Origin of the sequence: Actinophytocola sp. (assembly GCF_009379765.1) — a bacterium.
Lineage (GTDB): Bacteria > Actinomycetota > Actinomycetes > Mycobacteriales > Pseudonocardiaceae > Actinophytocola.
In genome coordinates this window covers 77,328-96,314 of record NZ_WHTD01000001.1, presented here as the reverse complement: position 1 = coordinate 96,314, position 18,987 = coordinate 77,328, and the positions used below count along the sequence as shown (strand labels likewise).

The window sequence follows — 18,987 nt, the reverse complement described above, 5'->3', positions numbered from 1 at the left end:
GTCGTCCCGGGTCGTGTCGGGGTGCGGTCAGTCGGGGCCGCTCGCGGCGACGGATCGCACGTGCCGGACCAGGTCGTCCTCGGCCGCGGCGAAGTCGTTCAGCCGGGCGGCCGATGCCTTCGCCACCGCGGCCGCGTCGACGGAGGTCGCTCGCAGCATCTGCTCGACGGGCTCGCGAGCAGCACCGCCCTCGACCTGCCGGGAGGCCACGATCTGGGCCGGGTCCAGCACCGCCTGAAGGTCGGAGTCGAGCAGGTCCCAGCTGGCGCCGGTACGCGCGTACGCCGCCTGGTTGACGAGGTGCGCGGTGAGGTCGCACCCAGCGAGGCCGGCCCGGCTCGCCTCGCGCACGACATCGCCGACGACGAAGTAGGCGGTGCGGTAGTCGACGCCGCGGATCTGGGTGAGGTGTTCGGCCAGGTCCGTCGACTGTGCGTAACCACGGACGAGCTCCTCGCGCATCTCGTCCGGATTGACCTGCAGGGTGCGCACCACGCCGGTCATCAGGGCGGTCACCCGCAGCGCGAGATCGAGTGCGCGGGGCACTTCGCCGTAGGCGAAGATGAAGTTGTCGCTGCGCGCGGACGGGCTCTTGGTGACGGCCAGGAATCCGGCGAGCCGTCCGATCAGCACTCCGGACGCGCCTCGCACGATGGACAGGGCGTACGGGTTGCGCTTCTGCGGCATCAGCACGCTCGACCTGCTGTAGCCGTCGTCCAGATCGACGAAGTTGAACTCGCTGCTGGAGAAGATCTCCAGGTCCTCGGCGAGCTTGCTCTGGTTCGAGATCAGGCTGGTGCCGATCGCGAGTACCGCGATCAGGTCGTCGACCCGCCACATCGCGTCCCGTGTGTGGGTGATGACGGTGTCGAACCCGAGCGAGCGGGCCAGCGCCGTGCGGTCGTGCCCGAGACGGGTGCCGTTGACGCAGCCGGCCCCGCCGGGACTGGCGTTGATCTCGGCCAGTTCGGCCAGCAGCCGGTGCGCGTCGCGCAGTGCCGGTTGGGCGAAGGACAGCAGGTAGTGACCGAACGTCGAGGGCTGCGCCTTCTGCAGGTATGTCTGGTCGGCCATCAGGGTCTGCACGTGCTGCGCCGCCTGGCCGGCGGTCTCCTGGACGAAGCGGCTCACCTCCAGCCCGAGCTGAGCGATCTGGGTCCGCAGGTGCAGGCGCAGCGCGATGCGTGCCGCTTCCCGGCGGGGTCGGCCCGCGTGCAACCATCCGGCGGTGTCGCCGATCCGCTCGACGAAGAACCGCTCCCGGGAGTTGTACGGCTCGCCGAACGCCGGGTCGTAGGGGAAGTCGGCGGCGTCGGTCCGATGCACCTCGAGCAGCAGTGTCAGCAGGGCGAGTTGGGCGTGCTCGGGGATGACTCCGCGCTGGGCCAAGTCGAGTACGTGGGCCATGTCGGCCAGGTTGTAGCCGCGGTGCAGGATCGGAGCGTCGGCGTTCTCCAGCGCGAAACCGGACGCCACCAGCTCGGGAGCAGCCGATGTCTGGGGGCTGCCCCTGCGCCGACCCGGGGCCGGGTGCGGCCCCTGCCCCGTCATGGCCTGCCCTCGCTCGTCCGGGGGCCGGTCGCCGCCGCAGCCAGGTCGATGTCCGCGGCCAGGTAGTTGCTGATCGCGGTGGCCAACCCGCCGGTGTGCCAGAACACGACCGGTGGACCGTCCTCCGCCAAGGCCTGCAGCGCGGCCGGAAAGGCCCGCGCCGTGTAGTCGGCGTCCAGCACCAGGCCTTCGGTCCGCAACGCGAGCTGGGCGGCCGACCGCTCGGGGGCGGTGGACGTGCCGGGCGCGCGGTGTGGGCCGCCGGGTGCCTGCACCAGAGCCGGCACGACCGGCGCGGTTCGGGTCCCGCCGAGCAGTTCGGCGCAGCCGCTGACGACAGCCCGCAGGTGCGCGGCCATCGTTTCCCGAGCACGGCTGACCGACACCCCGGTCAGTGTCCACGGCAAACCCAGCTCGTTCGAACCGACGACCAGCCCGGCGATGCTGGCGCCGGACCCGACCGCGAGCACGATCCGCGCCCGGTCGTGGCCGTGGACGGCCAGCTGCTCGGCCAGTTCGTGCGCCGCACGGACGAAACCCAGGCTTCCGACCGCGTTGGCGCCGCCGCGCGGGATCGCCAACGCGGACCGTCCGTCGCGGTCCAGCTCCGCGGCTCGCTCCTGGATCCGCTCGTCGAGCTGCTCTCGCGGGCCCCCGCTGAAGGACACCTGTGCCCCGCAGGCGAGCGCCATCGCGAGGTTGGCGGCCGGGGGCGGCGGCGGATGCCCCGGTAGGACGATGTAGCAGTCGAGGCCGGCTGCCCGGGCGGCCACCGCGGCGACCTGGCAGAAGTTCGACGTCGCGACCCCGCCGACCACGAGCGCGTCGAACCCGCCGGCGATCGCGTCGCCCAGCAGGAACTCCAACGGGCGGACCTTGCTGCCCGCCACGGCGAATCCGCTGAGGTCGTCGCGCTTGACCAACAGCGGGCCGGAGCCCAGTCGGGCCTCCAGCCGTCTGGCTCGGACGAGTGGGGTCGGCCAGGCCCCGAGCTCCAGGCGCGGCCGCTCACTCAGCTTCATGGGTCTGCTTCTTCTCGAGGCGGGCGGCGGATGCGCGATCGAGCACGAGGTCGACCATCGCCGCCGCCGCACCGGTCGCCGGTCGCGCGGCCCATGCCGCGACCTGCTCCTGCTCCAGGCCGGCCCGGGCGGCGACGGCCGCCACCCAACCCTGCGATCGCACCGAACCCGAGGCTTCGACCTCGGCCATCAGCACCTGCGCGGCGTGCTTTCCGCGTACCGCGGAGAGCCCGGCCAGGATCTGCTCCGAGTGCAGGTCCGCGCCGCCGGCCGACAGGTTGCCGGCCATCGCGGCCGGGTTCACCTCGAGCCCGTCGACGACCCTGCCGGCCAGGTCGACGGCGGTGACGGTCAGTTCGCACACCTCTGGCAGCGACACCCACTCCGCCTTCCACCCGCGCCCGTCCCGCTCGTGCTGCTGGTCCATGCCTTCGAGCAGCAGACAAGCGTGGATGCGCACCAGCCGCGAGAGCGTGTCCAGGTGCTCGCTGCCCTCGGGATTGTGCTTGTGCGGCATGGTGATGCTGCCGACGCCGCCGCGTGGCTGCGTCTCGCGCAGCTCGGCGATCTCGGGGCGGGACAGTTCATAGACCTCCCCGCCGACCCTCGCCAGGGTGGCACACACCATCGCGAGCACGTGCGCGAGCTCGGCGATTCGATCGCGGCTGGTCAGCCAGGAGATACCCGGGTCATCCAGCCCGAGCTCCGCGCAGAAGCGGCGGCGCAGCTCGAGGCGGTCCTCGCCGAAGAAGCCCAGCACCCCGACGGCGCCGGCGAGCTGGCCGACGGCCCAGCGCCCGCGCCCCTCCACGAGCCGGTCCTGATGGCGCCGCAGCTCGTCGGCCCATCCGGCGACCTTGAACCCGAAGGTGATCGCGGCTCCCGGCTGCCCGTGCGTGCGACCCACCATGACGGTGTCGCGGTGCGTCGCGGCGAGCTCGAGCAGCGAGCCCTCCAGCGCCCACAGCTTGCGACCGACGAGGGTGCCGACATCGCGCGACACGAGGCCGAACCACGTATCGGTGAGGTCCTGCACGGTTGCGCCGTAGTAGACGTGCTCTCGCGCGGGCGCCGGCAGGGTGCGCTGCAGCTCGTGGATCAACCCGAGTGTCGAGTGGCCGGTGTGCCGGGTCTCGGCGGCGATCCGGTCCAGGTCGAGCCGCGTGGCGTCGGCCTGCTCGGTGATCAGCCGAGCGGACTCGGCCGCGATGATGCCCAGCGATGCCTGGGCCCGCGCGAGTGCGGCGAGAATGTCCAGCCAACGCTGCAACCTGCCCCGCTCCTCGAACAGCCGGTCCAGCTCGGGAGCCGTCCACAGATGTCGGTAGGCCAGCGAGTCGGCCATTCGGGTACTCACGTCAGCTCCGGCTCCGTGGCGGCGGGCCGGAGGCGATCACGGCGGTGTCGGCGCGCAGGCCCAGCCGCAGCGTCTCGAGGTTGACGATGTCCTCGAGTGCGACGTTGCCGACGTTGACATCGGTTCCGAAGCGGTTGATGCACCAGGCCTGCTGGTGCCTTCGAGGCGCTTCGAAGAGGATCCGTTCGTGGCCGGCGACCCCGACGACGGCGTCGATGACCTCTTCGATCACGGCACCGCTCGCGTCGTAGGTGCCCACCGTCCCGCTCGCCCGGCCCTCCGTGACCACCAGCCATGCGCCGGCGGCGAGGTCGTGGCCGACCTCGTCCTTCCATTCGCCGATGTCCAGTTGTTGCCGCGGGTCCTTGGTGCCGACCTCGGCGAGGACCGTGAACGACCGCGCGGCGCGGGCGATCAGCAGGGCCTTGTCCGCGAGCGGCATGGGCATGACTCCCCGCGACACCTCGACGAGAGGCACGCCGGCCTCGCCCGCCCAGCGCAGGCACTCCTCGACGCGACCCTGGCTCCACGCGACCTCCAGCAGAGTTCCGCCGAGGCACGCCCGCACGCCGTGCTCGGCCAGCAGCGAGAGCTTCCTCTCGAGGCCGCGGTCGAGGTACGCGGTACCCCACCCGAACTTCCAGATGTCGACGAACTCGCCGGCCACCTCGAGCAGGGCCTGTGCCTGCTGCGGGGGCACCCCCTTGTCGAGCACATGCGTCAGCCCTGTCGTGCGGGGCTTGCCCGCTCGCGCTGGGAGGGTCAGAAAGTCCCGGTTCATACATCGGATAGTAGACGAGTATATGATGATCCGACAAACGTGGAACGGGCCTCGCCGAAGGGACGGCACGATGCTTCCAACACGATCGGGCACACCGGCAAGCACTGCCTCATCGCCAAACGCGGACGTCCCGGCCGCGAGCGCCGAGCTCGCGGCCCTGGCTCGGGGGACGCGAGAGCATCCCGGCCTGGTCGGCAAGTCGGTGATCGAGCTGGTCTCCGATGTCTTCGGGCCGAGTGACTGGCTGCGCGGACCGGGTGACGACGGTGCGGCGGTGCCGCTGGCAGGCACCAACGTGGTCGCTTGCGGGGAGGCGATGTGGCCGCCGTTCGTGGCGGCCGACCCCTTCGGCGCCGGAGTCGCCGCGGTGCTCACCAACGTGAACGACCTGGCGGCGATGGGCGCTACTCCCCTCGGCGTCGTCGACACGATCGTCGCCGACGAGGCCGTCGCGCGGCGCGTCCTCGAAGGGATGCGACACGCCTGCGAGATCTACTCGGTACCCCTGCTGGGCGGTCATCTCACCCGTCACGACGGCCCGCCGTCGGTCTCCGCGTTCGGCATCGGGAGTACCGCCCATCCGCTCTCGGTCGCCAACGTCCGCGCCGGTCAGCGCCTCATGATCGCGTGCGCGACCGAGGGCGACATGCGGGAGGACTTCCCGTTCTTCCGGTCCTTCGAAGTGCGGGCCGAGAAGGTGGCCGGTGACGTGCGGGTCCTTGCCCAGGTGGCCGACAGCGGCGCTTGCGTGGCCGCGAAGGACATCAGCATGGCCGGCCTCGTCGGATCACTCGCGATGCTGCTCGAACACGGCCGGTTCGGCGTCACCGTCGACCTCGACCGGCTACCGCGTCCGGTCGACGTGCCACTCGATCGCTGGCTGGGTTGCTTCCCCAGCTTCGGGTTTCTCCTGTGCGTCCCACCCGGACGCGAGGACGCGTGTGCCCGGCCGTTCCGGCAACGCGGCCTGAAAGCCGCGGTCGTCGGCGAGATCGATACCAGTGGGCACGTCGCGCTGCGCCGCGGCCGCGACCGCGTCACGGCCATCGACCTGTCGACGACCGCGGTCACCGGCTTGCGGCGCGGCTGACCGGAATCGGCCACATGAGCCGAGGAACCACACCACGCACACCCGCGCGCCCGTCCCGCGTCCTCGGCTGTCCGTACCTTGTGGACGGAGGCCTCCCGGGGAGCGCCGGGCGTTCGACGCCGACGGCGACAGGGTCTCGGAGCTCCGCCTCACGTCCCGCCCGACGGCAGGGCCGAGGCGACCACGTCGACGGTCACCGCGGTGCGCAGAGTGTTCGTCACGTAGCAGACCCGTTGCGCCGCCTCGAGGAGTTTGGCCAGTTCCTCCTGGCTGGGGCCGGCGGCATCGACGATGATGCGCAGCGCGGCGAACCGGGGGCCCACGTAATCTCCGACCGCGTCCACGCGGACGTCGCTCAACGGTATCGCTCGTTTCGCGGCGCTGTGCACCAGCGCCAGTGTGAAGCAGGAAGCCACGGACGCGAGCAGGAGGTCCGTCGGCTGCGGGGCCGATCCGGTGCCGCCGACGGACTCGGGCTCGTCCACGGCGATGGTGAACTCTCCCGCCGTGACCTCGCATCGCAGCGGTCCGGGCGTCCACGAGGAACTCACGCTTCGGCTACTCAACTCGACCGCCCCCTCGCATAGTTCACCACTGATCGCTCGGAGCAAGCCTCGGCAGGGCGTACGAACCATGCCGGTGCGCCTACATCATGGTAGATGCCCATACCCTATGCTACCGGCGGCGGCGCGGAGGCGTCGTGATCGACGACGAGAGAGAACGGGCCTTGGACGACGTCATCGCTGAAATCGGCAAGAAGATCCGATTGCTGCGTCAAGCGAACGGGCTTTCCCTCCAACAGCTCGCCGACCGGTCCGGCGTATCAGCGGCATCGATCCACAAGATCGAGCGGAACACCATGGTGCCGACGATCACGGTGCTGATGAAGTTGGCGAGGTCGCTCGACCGGTCGGTGAGCTATCTCGTCGACGAGGAGGACGGTCACGCCTCGCCCGTGGTTCTGGTTCGCGCACAGGACCGGGAGCCCCTGTCCGCCTCGCGCGAGGGCGTGGTGATGGAGAACCTTGCCGGGCCGGCCGGCCGCTTCACCATCTCCGGTGCGATGGTCACCGTCGCGGCCGGTTTCGACAGCGGGAAGTCCCCGATCGCGCATCCTGGTGAAGACCTTGTGTACGTGCTCCGCGGAACGCTGGAGTTCGAGATCGACGACACCTACAGGCTCCGCCAAGGGGACGCCCTGCACTTGCCGACCGACCATCCGCACCGCTGGCGGAATCCCACGGCGCAGCCTGCGAAGGCCATCTGGATCTCGCTTCGGACCACGTAGCCGCATCGCGTGCGAACCGCGCGGCACGCCTTCTGCTCACCCGCTACGAACGGGAGGTGCCGGCGACGGCTCCGCGTAGTATCTCGGGTCGGGCGACCGAGATGTGCCCGCCGGCGAGCCGTATCGCACCGAGCAGCTCCAAGTGGTCGAGGACGCCTCGGATCGTCGCGTCGTCCAGGTCGAGCAGGTCGGCGATCGTGCGACGACATGGTTCCTCGGCTCGCTCGCCGCGCGTGCGCAGCAGCAGGGCGGCCACCTGCGCGTCGGGGTCGGACTCGTCGAGGTGGGCGACACATGCCCCCACCGCGGCAAGCCATGTCATGGTTCGGGTCGTCCATCGATCGACCCAACGCTCACGCACTGCCGCGGTGAACACGTCGGTCGGCACCGTGATCACCGAGGCGTCCGTCACCGCCACCGCGTCCCACGGCGCGGCCTCGTGCAGCAGCGCCGGTATCGCGCAGCAAAGTTCACGACGCAGGGCAAAAGCGAGAATCGGTCTACGGCCGCCGTGATCACCGAGGACGGCCACCGCTCCGCGTTCGACCAGATGTACCTCGCGTACCGGCGTACCCCGGCGCACGAGAGCGACACCAGCTCGGACATCTCGCCGGCTGCCCATGTCCGCGAAGAACGCGACCTCGTCGCCGAGTGGCTGTTCGCTCGCCATCCGCCCCGGTCCGCAACGGGTCGCCGAGACCGCTGCCGACAGTCGAGCGGACGACCAGGCGACGCGGCGCCGGGCGCTCGTGCCGCGCTTGGAAAGCCTCGATGACACCGCGACAGGTTGTACTCCAGCCACGGCCCTCGTCGAGGCGCGCCTTCCGGCGCTCGTAACCGGCTTGCTCTCGCCGCCGCGCAGCCCGTGGCCCGGCGGGACGAGCTCGGTGTCCACGACGGACTTCCTTTCGCCGAGCCCGACCGGACCTGCTGCTCGATCACGTTTCACGGTATCTCCTTCCGTGGTGCCCAGCTGAACGAATGATCACCCCGGGTCCGGCGCCTCCATGCGTGTCCAGGTCGGCGCCGGAGCAGCTGCCGGCGGATCGCCCACAGGTCGACAGACGCGCCCTGCGGAACCGGCCCTGCGCACTCCCGGGTGCGCCCGCCTGGCGCTGCCTGGCGCTGCCTGGCGACAAGACTCGATCCTGTCCTGCGCGCGGGCTCTTGGCATCGGGTACACCGGGCCAACTTGCACCGGCATCGTTGCCGGTCATCGGCAATGAAGGCCATGGGGATGCCGTGAGAGTGAGCGACCGTGACGGCTGCGTCGTCGACGAGCTTCGCGCGGTGCTGGGCGCCCGGGTCGTGAACGGCTGTGTCGCGCGACCCGGGCGGCTGGCAGGTAGCACAAAGCCGCTGAGGATTCCAGCCAGTTCGGGAGTGAGTGTCCGCGTCCGTCGCCGACCTCGTCCAGCAGCCGCTCATGCCGAACAGCACCGGTGACACGATGCCCCTGGATCACCACGATGAGTACTGTCCTCCCGCTTGGGCGCGTCGTGCTCATCTACGAGGCGTTCGGCCGGCTCGCGCCGTCGCCGGTGGTCGACCTCAACCGGGCGGTGGCGGACTCCATGGCCCAGGGACCGGCCGCGGCGCTGCCGATCGTGGACGAGCTGGTGGCCGCCGAGGCGCTGTCGAACTCGCCCCTGCTGCCGAGCGTTCGCGGGGTTCTGCTCACCCGCCTGGGACGCACCGGCGAGGCGCGCGCCGAACTGGAGCTCGCCGTACGGGCTGTGCGGCAACGAGCGCGAGCGGGCGGTGCTGGAGCGCAAGCTCGCCGACCTCGGCTGACCGGCCCGGAGGCGGCGATCACGGTCGGCTTCTCGAACACCGCGACGCGTGCGGACGCCTGACCGGGCCTGCCCCTCCCGACGCGGGTCGGGTGCCTGCTTCGGCGACGTCGGCCTCCCGGGCGGCCGCGGTGCCGCCGTGGTTGCTGACGGTCGGCAACCGTCGGGCCGTGGTTGTGGCCGACGGCGCCCGATGCCGTCCCACGGTGGGAAAGCGCACGCTGAGCCTTGACCTGGCACGCCCCGGGCGCGGCGAACCGGATCCGGGTCACCGGCCTCGGCACCTGCGCCGCGCCGACCGCCGCGAAGCACCGAGCCGGCGGGAGTGGCTCCTACGACGGACCGGATCCGCGCCGCATGTGGTTGGAGGCGATGCACGCATGGCCGGATCGACCGAAACGACACCAACGCCGTGGCACGCGCTTCCCGCCGACGCCGCCGCCCGCGAGTTCGAGGTGGATCCGCGGCTCGGGCTGTCGACGGCGCAGGCGGCCGGACGGATGCGGCAGCACGGTGCGAACCGGCTCGACGACGCGCCCCGGGAACCGCCGTGGCGGGCCTTCCTGCGACAGTTCCAGGACCTGCTGATCCTGCTCCTGCTGGCCGCCGCGGTGGTGAGCCTGGCGGTGACCCGGGAATGGGAAACCCCGGCCGTGATCGCCTTGGTGGTACTCCTCAACGCGACGATCGGGTTCGTACAGGAATCCCGGGCCGAAGCCTCACGGGACGCGCTGCGACGGATGCTCGGCACGACCGCGACGGTCCGCCGCGACCGGCGCATCGTGCGGCTGGACGCCGCGGAACTCGTGCCCGGCGACGTCATCGTCGTGGAGGCCGGTGACCGGATACCCGCCGACGGTCGGCTGCTGTCCACAGCCTCCCTGGAGCTGCAGGAGTCGTCCCTGACCGGCGAGGCCCAGCCGGTCGGCAAATCCGCTGCCGCCGACGTCGACGAGGCCGCGCCGCTGGGCGACCGGGCGACCGCGGTCTTCATGAACACGATGGTCACCCGCGGCCGCGGCGAGGCCGTGGTCACCGCCACGGGCATGGCCACCGAGATCGGCCGGATCGCCGGCATGCTCCATGAAGCCAAGGCCGGACCGACGCCGCTGCAGCGCCAGATCGACAGCCTCGGCCGGACCCTTGCCGCTGTCGCCGGAGCCGTCATCGTCGTCGTGTTCGTGCTGGGGATCGTTCGTGGCCAGGACTTCGGCCCGCTGTTCGTCAGCGCCGTGTCCCTCGCCGTGGCGGCCATCCCGGAAGGCCTGCCGGCGGTCGTCGCGTTCACCCTGGCGATGGGCGCCGGCCGGCTCGCCCGTCGCGGCGCCATCGTCAAACGGCTGGCCTCGGTCGAAACCCTCGGCAGCACCTCGCAGATCTGCACCGACAAGACCGGGACGCTGACGCTCAATCAGATGACCGCACGGGAGATCCTGCTGGCCGGCCGCCGGTTCACCGTCTCCGGACAGGGCTACACCACCGACGGGCGGATCCGCACCACCGACGGGTCGGGACCGCCCGCGACGCTGAACGACGCGCTGATCGCCGTCGCCCTGTGCAGCGACGTGGTGCTGCGCGACGGGGAGGTGATCGGTGACCCCACCGAGGGTGCGCTGGTCGTCCTCGCGGAGAAGGGCGGCATCGACGTCGCCGCCCTGCGCAAGGAGCGTCCCCGCGTCCTGGAGATCCCGTTCGACGCCGACCACAAGTTCATGGCCACCTTCCACCGCTGGACCGACAGCCGCGGCCGCGACGTGATCCGGTGCTTCGTCAAAGGCGCCCCCGACGTGCTGTCGGCGCGGGCCGACCGCTACCTCGGCGACGAGGCGATCCTGCCGTTCGACGACGCCGCCCGCCGGCGCTACGAGCAGGCCAACGCCACGCTGGCCGAACAGGGCATGCGGGTGATCGCCGTCGGGGTCGAGGACGTCCCGGTCGACGGCTTCGACACCACCGGCGATCCGAAGGACCTGCTCGACCGGGTCGTCGTCGTCGCGCTGGTCGGCATCGTCGACCCGCCACGGCCACAGGCACGGCAGGCGATCGCGCAATGCCGCGACGCCGGCGTCCGCGTCCGGATGATCACCGGCGACCACGCCGTCACGGCCGCGGCCATCGCCGGCGAGCTCGGCATCCCGGGCGCGGCCGTCAGCGGTGCCGACCTCGACCGGGTCGACGACGCCGACCTCGCTCGCAGGCTCGACGACATCGGGGTCATCGCCCGGGTGTCCCCCGCGCACAAGATCCGCATCGTGACAGCCCTGCAGGCCCGCGGCGACGTCGTCGCGATGACCGGCGACGGCGTCAACGACGCCCCCGCCCTGCGCAAGGCCGACATCGGCGTCGCCATGGGCGTCACCGGAACGGAGGTGACCAAGGACGCCGCGACGATGATCCTCACCGACGACAACTTCGCCACCATCGTCGGCGCGGTCCGCGAAGGCCGCGGCATCTACGACAACATCGTGAAGTTCACCCGATTCCAGGTGTCCACCGCGTTCGGGTTCGTGCTCACCTTCCTGATCGCCTCGATGACCGGCCTCGCCGGCGGCGCACCCTTCACCGCACTGCAGATCCTTTTCGTCAACCTCGTCATGGACGGCCCACCCGCGATGTCCCTCGGCGTCGACCCGGTCAGCCCGGACGCGATGAGAAGGCCACCACGCCCCGCCGGCGAGCGCATCCTCACCCGGCAGCGGCTCGTCCGGATCGTGCTGGCCGGCTTGGTCATGGCGGCGGGCACCCTCGCGGTCCTTCTGTGGGCACCCGGACCCGAGCCGCACCTCGGCACACCCACCGTCGCCGGCACGATGGCCTTCGTCACGTTCGTGTTCTTCCAGGTCTTCAACCTGCTCAACGTGCGAGACGGGACCCGCAGCATCGTCAGCCGCGAAACCCTCCACAACCCTTCGGCCTTCCTCGCCACGGCCGTCGTGACCGTGCTGCTCACGTTCGCCGTGGAGATGGACGCCCTGCACCGGTTCTTCACCACCACCGACCTGACCTCCGGCCAGTGGCTGACATGCGCGGCGGTCGGGTCGACCATCCTCTGGATCGGTGAGCTCGTGAAGATCGTCCTCCGCGCCCGCCGGACGCCTTGGCCGCCCAGCCCGAGCACGCCGACGCCCGGACCAGACCGATGAGTCGGTCAGACCCGACCGGTACGCCGTCGCCGGCCGGGCTGTCTCGGCGGTCGGACGATCTCACCGGCCGTTCGCACGTCCGCGCCGGCCGGACAGCGCACCGCATCGTCGATCGGCACGGACCCTGGCCTCCACCGGGCCGGCCGGGTCGGCCGTCTCCAGGAGGTGATCATGTCGCTGTCGATGGCGGGTACCGCCGAGCACACGCCGGTTGAGCGGCTCGCACCTGGCGAGGTGTTCGCGGCGGTGGGCTCCTCTCCGCGGGGTCTGTCCTCCGGGGAGGCCGTGGTGCGACTGGCCGAGCACGGCCGCAACGAGCTTCCCGCTCCACAGGGCCGGTCGGTGGTGCTGCGGTTCGTCGCGCAGCTCACGGATCTGTTCGCGGTGGTGTTGCTCGTCGCGGCCGGTCTCACCTTGCTGGCCTACCTGCTGGGTGATCCGCCCGATGTCGGCAACCTCCAGCTGGCGATCGCGACCTGCTGGTGGTGCTGCTCAACGCGGCCATCGGATTCGGGCAGGAGTACATGGCGGAGCGGACCGCGGAGGCGTTGCGGGCGATGGTGCCGCACCGCGCGCGGGTGGTGCGCGACGGCGAGCGCGTCGAGGTGCCGGCCGCCGAGCTTGCGGTCGGGGACGTGGTCGTGTTGGAGGCCGGGGACGCGGTGTCGGCGGACTGCCGGGTGATCGAGGCCCATGAGCTCGCCGTCAACAACATGGCGCTGACCGGGGAGAGCGCGCCGGCCGGACGGTTCGCGGAGCGGGTGGCGGCCGGCACCGCCCGGTTGGAGGCCCGCAACCTGGTCTGGATGGGCACCACCGTGTCCGCCGGCACCGGCAAGGCGATCGTGACCGGTACCGGGGTGGCGACCGAGTTCGGGCGGATCTACCGGCTCACCGCGGAGACGTCGGCGGACCGCAGCCCGCTGCAGCGGCAGACGGCGATCATGGCCCGGCGCGTGGCCGTCGCGGCGTTCGCGTTGGGCGCCCTGCTGTTCGCGGTGCGGCTGCCCCCGCACCCTCGCCCGCGTCAACGATCCGGACGATGCCTGGCTGTTCGACACCCGGTGGGGCGTCGACGTCGCCCTGCCCGCCGAATCCGCGCTGGCGGCCCTGATCGGCGAGGCGGCCTGCGCCGCCGACACCATCGGGCTCGTCCGGCACTCCGCCGCCGGGGTCACGCTCGTCGAAACCCACATCGACGAGAACTCGGCCGCGGCCGGGCGCACCGTCGGCGAGTTCACCCTGCCCTCCGGCACCGTCGTGGCCGCCGTCGTCCACGACGCCCAACCGGTCGTACCCGGCGGGGACTACAGCTTCCAGCCGGGCGACACCGCCCTCGTCGTCACCGACACCGCCACAGATGCCGATATCTACAACATTTCCAGTAAGAAATATCCTCGACTGAACCTTCGACGGCGACGGCATTTCCGGAAGGCGCCGAATAGTTTATACGAGTATCATTGTAAGTAGAGCTTTCATATTGTGGACGAGGTGGACGGAGTCGCAGCCATGACCGACAGACGGGTACGGATCGTGGTCGGCTTCGACGGCTCCCCCACCAGCCTGCTGGCCCTGAACTGGGCGTTGACCGAAGCGCGCCTGCGCGACGGCATCGTCATGCTCTGCCACGTCTCGCCCGGCCGGCGGGCCTCCGGCGACTTCCCGGACACCCCAGACTCCCCCGGCGACTCCCCCGGCGACTCCTCCGACGCCCCCGGCGACGAGCGGATGGCCACGGCGCAACGAGTGCTCGCCCGAGGTGTCCGTCACGCGAGCCGGCAAGCACCTGCGGTGCGGGTGATCCCCGAGCTCCTGTTCGGCGGCCCGGCCCACCAGCTCCTGTCCGCCGCGTCCGGGGCCGCGTTGCTCGTCGTCGGAGCCCGCGGCGAGGACGGGTTCCCCGGTCTGCGGCTGGGATCGGTCAGCGCCCAGGTCGCGCGTCACGCGACCTGCACGGTCATCGTCGTACCCGGCCTCGTGGACCGCGCCGGCAACCAGCGGCACCGGCAGATCGTGGTCGGGGTCGACGGCTCCACCGGATCGAGGGCCGCGCTGGCGTTCGCCTTCGCCGAGGCCGCCGACCGGCAGGCGGAGGTGCGCGCCGTGTACGTGTTCGACGCGGCCACGCTGCAGACCATGGCCAGCCTGCAGCGGAAGGATCTGCTTCGGTTGCACGTGCGCGCCGCGGACACGCTGCACGGGCTGGTCACCGCGCAGGCGGAGCACGACCCCGACATCGAGATCTGTTGCGAGGTGCTCTCCGGAGCGCCGGCGACCACGCTGACCGCGGCCGCGGCGGGCGCCGAGTTGCTGGTGTTGGGCTCGCGCGGGCACGGCGACATCGCCGCGCTGATGCTCGGCTCGACCAGCCACAACGTGCTGCACAACGCCACCTGCCCGGTCGCGGTCATCCGCGGTGACCCGCATGCGGACCCGACCGGCAGCCGCCATCGGGTCCGCGTGCGGGACCGGGGCTCGCTGGTGCGGGGTGGGTCATGACCGGCCCGCTGACCACCCTCACCGAGGCCGGCGTGTCGATCTGGCTCGACGACCTCAGCCGCGACCGGCTCACCTCGGGCAGTCTGGCCGACCTCGTGGCCCACCACCACGTGGTCGGAGTGACCACCAACCCCACGATCTTCGCCCGGGCGATCACCAGCGGCCGCTCCTACGACGCCCAGGTGCGCGGACTGGCCGCCCGCGGCGTCGAGGTCGGCGAGGCTCTGCGTGCGCTGACCACCCGCGACGTGCGATGGGGATGTGATGTGCTGCGCCCGGTCTACGACGCGACCGGCGGCGTGGACGGGCGGGTCTCGATCGAGGTCGACCCCCGGCTCGCCCACGACACGGAGGCGACGATCGCCGAGGCCCGGGCTCTGTGGTGGACGGTCGACCGGCCCAACCTGTTCATCAAGATCCCGGCCGCGCGCCAGGGGCTGCCGGCGATCGCGGCGTGCCTGGCCGACGGGATCAGCATCAACGTCACTCTCATCTTCTCCCTGACCCGCTACGAGGAGGTGATGAACGCCTTCCTCGACGGGATGGAACGGGCTCACCGCGACGGCCACGACCTGTCCGCGATCGCTTCGGTCGCCTCGTTCTTCGTGTCCCGGGTGGACACGAACATCGACGCGCGACTGGACACGATGGACACCCCGGAGGCGGCGGATCTTCGCGGCCGGGCGGCGATCGCGAACGCCCGGTTGGCTTACCAGAGCTACGAACGAGTGTTCTCCTCGCCGCGGTGGGAACCGCTGCGCGCAGCGGGTGCGCGTCCGCAGCGGCCGCTGTGGGCGTCGACAGGAGTCAAGGACCCGCGCTATCCCGATACCCGCTACGTCGTCGACCTGGTCGCCCCCGGCGTCGTCAACACGATGCCGGAAGCCACCTTGCGAGCGGTCGCCGACCACGGCCGGGTACCGGCGGACTCGGTCCACGACCACTACCACGACGCCCAGCAGGTCCTCGATCGGCTGCGGGCACTCGGCATCGACTACGACGAGGTCGTCCGCACCCTCGAGGTCGACGGCGTGGCGGCCTTCGACAACAGCTGGAACCAGCTCGGTGAGACGCTGGCCGCGAGTCTGCGGGCGCGGCCCACGGCACGCTGAGCGCCGCGTGACGCCGCTTCGGTGGGTGGCTCCGCGCCGTCGTCCTCGCTCGGCCAGGAGTCCGGCCGGTGCTCAAGGCGAGTACACGGTTCGACCGGTCAGGTGGTCGGCGAGGGGTGTCGCGGTGTCGGCGAGTCGGTTCGGGTCGACCGGCTGCCGGCTGTGGATCAGGTCTTGGATCGGTGCGATGCCCTCGTCCCACTGGTTCACGTGCATTCCCGCCACGACTCGGTTGTCGGCCAGCCAGAAGGCGTGGAACGCGAGCCCGTCGAGGTCGCCGCGCGTCACCACCGTGTCGTAGCCGCCCGGTGCGAACCAGCCGGAGAACTCCATTCCGAGCTCGTACTGGTCGGTGAAGAAGTACGGCAGGCCGTCGTGGACGACCCGTTGGCCGAGCATCGCCCGGGCGGCGACCGGCCCGCCACGCAGAGCGTTGGCCCAGTGCTCGACCCGGATCCGTCGGCCGTACCAGGGATGGAAGGAGTTCGCGACGTCCCCTGCCGCGTAGATGTCCGGGTCCTCGGTGCGCAGCGACTCGTCGACGACGATTCCGTTGTCCACGGACAGCTGTGCGTGCTCAGCGAGCTCGGTGTCGGGCCGCGCGCCGATGCCGACGATGACCGCGTCGGCCGGGGTTTCGGCTCCGTCGTCGGTCACCACGGCCGAGACGCGCCCGTTGCCGCGCAGCCCCGTCACTCCGTGACCGGTCCGCAGGTCCACGCCGTGCCGGCGATGCAACTGGGCGAACAAGCCGCCCATCTCCGGGCCGAGCGCCGCACGCAGGGGTGTCGCACTCGGCTGGATGACCGTGACCGCGCAGCCGTACCGGCGTGCCGCGGCAGCGACCTCCAGCCCGATCCAACCGGCACCCACGACGACGACCTGGCCGCCGCCGCGGATCGCCTCCCGCAACCTGGTGGAGTCCTCGACCCGACGCAGGTGGTGCACGCCGTCGAGGTCTCCGCCGGGCACGTGGAGTCGCCGCGCCGACGAGCCGGTGGTGAGCAGCAGCTTCGCGTAGCCGATCCGCTCGCCGCCATCGAGCTCGACCTCGTGCGCGGCGCGGTCCACGCGTGTCGCTCGCCGGCCGAGCAGCAGCTCCACCGCGTTGTCGGCGTACCACCGCTCGTCGTGCACGGCGAGCGTCGCTCGGTCCTCCTTGCCCGACAGGTAGCCCTTGGACAACGCGGGTCGCTCGTAGGGCGGTTCGGCCTCGGCCCCGACGAGCACGATGCGCTCCGAGCAACCGTTCTCGCGCAATGCCTCGGCCGCTTTCGCGCCGGCAAGGCTCGCACCGACGATGACGTACGTGCGTGACTTGGCCATGATCATTCCCTTGCGACGTTCAAGAACCGATTCCGGTGAGGGCGAAGAACTCCTGGCGGGTGCGGACGTCCTCACGCAGTTGCCCGTGCAGGGCCGACGTGACCGTGCGCGCACCCATGGCTCGCACACCCCGCAGCGACATGCACATGTGCTCGGCCTCCATGACCACACCAACACCTTTGGGGGCAAGGTGTTCCTGCAGCCAGTCCGCGATCTGTTTGGTCAGCCGCTCCTGCACCTGCAGATCGCGGGCGAACAACTCGACGACCCGGGCCAGTTTCGACAGCCCGAGAATCCGTTCCCCGGGCAGGTAGCCGATGTGCGCCACGCCGTGGAAGGGCAGCAGATGGTGCTCGCACAAGGACTGCACCGGGATGCGCTTGGCGAGCACCAACTCGTCGTAACCCTCGTCGTTGGGGAACGTGGTCAGATCGAACTCCCGCGGGCTGAGCAGCTCGGTGTAGCAGCTGGCCACCCGCCTGGGCGTGTCCACCAGATGCTCGCCGGACGGGTCCTTCCCCAGGGCGACCAGCAGATCGGCCACCGCCCGCTCGGCGGCGTCGAGGTCCGGCTCGGCGCGGTCGCCCACAACGCGCAGGCGCCGGCCGAGGTCAGCCGCCGAAATCGTCGAGCCGGACTCACTCAGATCGCTGACACTCATCTGTCGACTCCTCATGCACCGAGGTCGGTACGCCTGTTGGTTCGTCCGCCAGACCCCGGCGCCTCAGGATCGTCCGCGTGCCAGGGTCATTCCCCGACCGGTTGCCTCGGGTGTCCCGGCGCGTATCGGCTCGACAGCCGGGCCAATGCCACCGCGGCGACCAACAGTCCGAAGTCGCGCAGGGCGATGTCGTAGTACCCCGGGATGGTGAGCAAGCTGACGAGGATTCCGACCAACCACGCCGCGACCAGCCAGGCGCCGTACCGCGGGACCAAGGCCACCGCGATGCCCGCCAGCACCTCCACCACACCGACCGCGTACATGGCCTGCTGCGCGGTGCCGGGCACGATGTCGTCGATCCACGGTGCGAGGTAGCCCGGCCAGTCGACGAGCAGATTCGCGAACTTGTCGAGGCCGAACAGGATGGGTGCCACGGTGAACACCGTCCGCAGCGCCAGGAACGCCTGATAGCCGGGGTCGCCCAAGGCCGCGCGGTCGATCAAGCCCCGATGCGGTGACGCCGAGATGCCGGTAGTCATGACTGCCTCCTTCTAACGTTAACTACTATTTACGTTAGAAGCATCTCCGGTTTTAGTCAACCAGAGTATGTTTTAGACTGGGGGCGTGGAAGAGACCCTTGCAAGCCGGGTGGCCGCGGTGGCAGCACTGGACGAGCCGACCCGACGCCTGCTCTACGAGCACGTTGTGCGCCAGCCCGCACCCGTGAGCCGAGACGAGGTCGCCGCCGCGCTACGGGTTCCCCGAGCGACCGTCGCGTTCCACCTCGACCGGCTGGTCGAGCAGACCCTGCTCGACGTCACCTACCAACGGCGCACGGGCCGAAGCGGGCCAGGCGCAGGTCGGCCGGCCAAGCTGTACAGCCGGTCGCGGCACCACGTGGCGGTGTCGCTGCCGGAACGCCGCTACGACCTGTCCGGGCACCTGCTCGCGGCGGCCGTCGAGGAAGCCGACCGGACCGCACAGCCGGTGCGCGCGATCCTCGGTCGCCGGGCCCACGAGCTCGGCCTGGAGCTCGGGCGCACCCGCGCCGCCGAGGACGACGAACCGACGGCCGAAGGGGTACTCGGCGCGCTGGAGGCACACGGGTTCGAACCGCGCACCGACGGCGACCGGATACTTCTTGGCAACTGTCCCTTCCACGCACTGGCCCAAGAACACACCCAACTCGTCTGCGGCATGAACCTCAGCCTGCTCACCGGGCTCCTCCACGGCCTCGGTCACACCGGGCTCACCGCCCACCTCGACCCTGCCCCAGGCCGCTGCTGCGTGCTTCTGGAACCTGACCGGGGCTCTGACTGACCTGACGCTCGCGCGCCGGGGTCTGTCACCGACTGGCACCCCAA

At 70.9% G+C, this 18,987-nt stretch carries 17 protein-coding genes and 2 pseudogenes; 10 read left to right on the top strand and 9 right to left on the bottom strand.

Going from position 1 to position 18,987, the window contains the following annotated elements; translation table 11 throughout:
- Window positions 1–27: 27 nt before the first annotated feature.
- The 4 genes from GEV28_RS00310 to GEV28_RS00295 are packed head-to-tail and all read right to left on the bottom strand — an operon-like array spanning window position 28 to window position 4,711.
- Window positions 28–1,551, bottom strand: coding sequence for an argininosuccinate lyase (locus GEV28_RS00310; RefSeq protein WP_291407288.1), 1,524 nt, complete (start codon window positions 1,549–1,551; stop codon window positions 28–30).
- Entirely contained in the window at window positions 1,548–2,573 is a 1,026-nt protein-coding gene (locus tag GEV28_RS00305; protein WP_291407286.1) for a 1-aminocyclopropane-1-carboxylate deaminase/D-cysteine desulfhydrase, read from the bottom strand. The genes GEV28_RS00310 and GEV28_RS00305 overlap by 4 nt, the downstream gene beginning before the upstream one ends.
- On the bottom strand, window positions 2,560–3,930 hold the full coding sequence (locus GEV28_RS00300) for an adenylosuccinate lyase family protein (protein WP_291407284.1): 1,371 nt from the start codon (window positions 3,928–3,930) through the stop codon (window positions 2,560–2,562). Before GEV28_RS00300 ends, GEV28_RS00305 begins: the two co-directional genes overlap by 14 nt.
- Before the next feature lies 1 nt (window position 3,931).
- Window positions 3,932–4,711, bottom strand: coding sequence for a phosphosulfolactate synthase (locus GEV28_RS00295; protein WP_291407282.1), 780 nt, complete (start codon window positions 4,709–4,711; stop codon window positions 3,932–3,934).
- A gap of 70 nt (window positions 4,712–4,781) precedes the next feature.
- Here GEV28_RS00295 and GEV28_RS00290 point away from each other — a divergent pair, with 70 nt between their 5' ends.
- Window positions 4,782–5,801, top strand: a complete 1,020-nt coding sequence (locus tag GEV28_RS00290; protein WP_291407280.1) for an AIR synthase related protein — start codon at window positions 4,782–4,784, stop codon at window positions 5,799–5,801.
- Between the two features lie 149 nt (window positions 5,802–5,950).
- Here the strand turns inward: GEV28_RS00290 and GEV28_RS00285 are convergent, their stop codons facing one another.
- The gene (locus GEV28_RS00285) at window positions 5,951–6,352 is read right to left on the bottom strand and encodes an OsmC family protein (RefSeq protein ID WP_291407278.1); all 402 of its coding nucleotides are present in this window, start codon (window positions 6,350–6,352) and stop codon (window positions 5,951–5,953) included.
- Between the two features lie 149 nt (window positions 6,353–6,501).
- Between GEV28_RS00285 and GEV28_RS00280 the strand changes: the two genes are divergently transcribed.
- Window positions 6,502–7,089, top strand: a complete 588-nt coding sequence (locus GEV28_RS00280; protein ID WP_291407276.1) for a cupin domain-containing protein — start codon at window positions 6,502–6,504, stop codon at window positions 7,087–7,089.
- A 43-nt stretch (window positions 7,090–7,132) separates the two neighbouring features.
- On the opposite strand, the gene GEV28_RS00275 is transcribed toward GEV28_RS00280, so the two are convergent.
- A complete protein-coding gene (locus tag GEV28_RS00275; protein ID WP_291407275.1) occupies window positions 7,133–7,759 on the bottom strand; it encodes a Crp/Fnr family transcriptional regulator in 627 nt (208 codons plus the stop codon).
- Between the two features lie 823 nt (window positions 7,760–8,582).
- Here GEV28_RS00275 and GEV28_RS00270 point away from each other — a divergent pair.
- The 7 genes and pseudogenes from GEV28_RS00270 to tal form a co-directional block, all read left to right on the top strand.
- Window positions 8,583–8,883: pseudogene (locus GEV28_RS00270) on the top strand (RNA polymerase subunit sigma-24); the annotation flags it as partial.
- 379 nt (window positions 8,884–9,262) lie between these two features.
- Window positions 9,263–12,025 carry a cation-translocating P-type ATPase gene (locus GEV28_RS00265; protein WP_291407273.1) on the top strand — a complete coding sequence of 921 codons (2,763 nt, stop codon included), beginning with the start codon at window positions 9,263–9,265 and terminating at the stop codon, window positions 12,023–12,025.
- Between the two features lie 171 nt (window positions 12,026–12,196).
- Window positions 12,197–12,709, top strand: a complete 513-nt coding sequence (locus GEV28_RS42040; protein ID WP_367114991.1) for a cation-transporting P-type ATPase — start codon at window positions 12,197–12,199, stop codon at window positions 12,707–12,709.
- Window positions 12,595–13,014 (top strand): annotated as a pseudogene (locus GEV28_RS42035) (cation-transporting P-type ATPase); the annotation flags it as partial. The gene GEV28_RS42040 and the pseudogene GEV28_RS42035, both read left to right, overlap by 115 nt.
- Window positions 13,015–13,075: 61 nt before the next feature.
- A complete protein-coding gene (locus GEV28_RS42030; protein WP_367114995.1) occupies window positions 13,076–13,495 on the top strand; it encodes a TrkA C-terminal domain-containing protein in 420 nt (139 codons plus the stop codon).
- A 39-nt stretch (window positions 13,496–13,534) separates the two neighbouring features.
- On the top strand, window positions 13,535–14,524 hold the full coding sequence (locus GEV28_RS00255) for a universal stress protein (protein ID WP_291407269.1): 990 nt from the start codon (window positions 13,535–13,537) through the stop codon (window positions 14,522–14,524).
- Window positions 14,521–15,636, top strand: a complete 1,116-nt coding sequence (tal, locus tag GEV28_RS00250; RefSeq protein WP_291407267.1) for a transaldolase — start codon at window positions 14,521–14,523, stop codon at window positions 15,634–15,636. The genes GEV28_RS00255 and tal overlap by 4 nt, the downstream gene beginning before the upstream one ends.
- Window positions 15,637–15,708: 72 nt before the next feature.
- On the opposite strand, the gene GEV28_RS00245 is transcribed toward tal, so the two are convergent.
- The 3 genes from GEV28_RS00245 to GEV28_RS00235 form a co-directional block, all read right to left on the bottom strand.
- The gene (locus tag GEV28_RS00245; RefSeq protein WP_291407265.1) at window positions 15,709–16,962 is read right to left on the bottom strand and encodes an FAD-dependent oxidoreductase; all 1,254 of its coding nucleotides are present in this window, start codon (window positions 16,960–16,962) and stop codon (window positions 15,709–15,711) included.
- A gap of 19 nt (window positions 16,963–16,981) precedes the next feature.
- Complete coding sequence (folE, locus tag GEV28_RS00240; protein WP_291407264.1) at window positions 16,982–17,623, bottom strand: GTP cyclohydrolase I FolE; 642 nt, start codon at window positions 17,621–17,623, stop codon at window positions 16,982–16,984.
- Window positions 17,624–17,709: 86 nt separating this feature from the next.
- On the bottom strand, window positions 17,710–18,162 hold the full coding sequence (locus GEV28_RS00235; RefSeq protein WP_291407261.1) for a DoxX family membrane protein: 453 nt from the start codon (window positions 18,160–18,162) through the stop codon (window positions 17,710–17,712).
- 85 nt (window positions 18,163–18,247) lie between these two features.
- Here GEV28_RS00235 and GEV28_RS00230 point away from each other — a divergent pair, with 85 nt between their 5' ends.
- On the top strand, window positions 18,248–18,943 hold the full coding sequence (locus tag GEV28_RS00230; protein ID WP_291407259.1) for a helix-turn-helix domain-containing protein: 696 nt from the start codon (window positions 18,248–18,250) through the stop codon (window positions 18,941–18,943).
- Window positions 18,944–18,987: the final 44 nt, after the last annotated feature.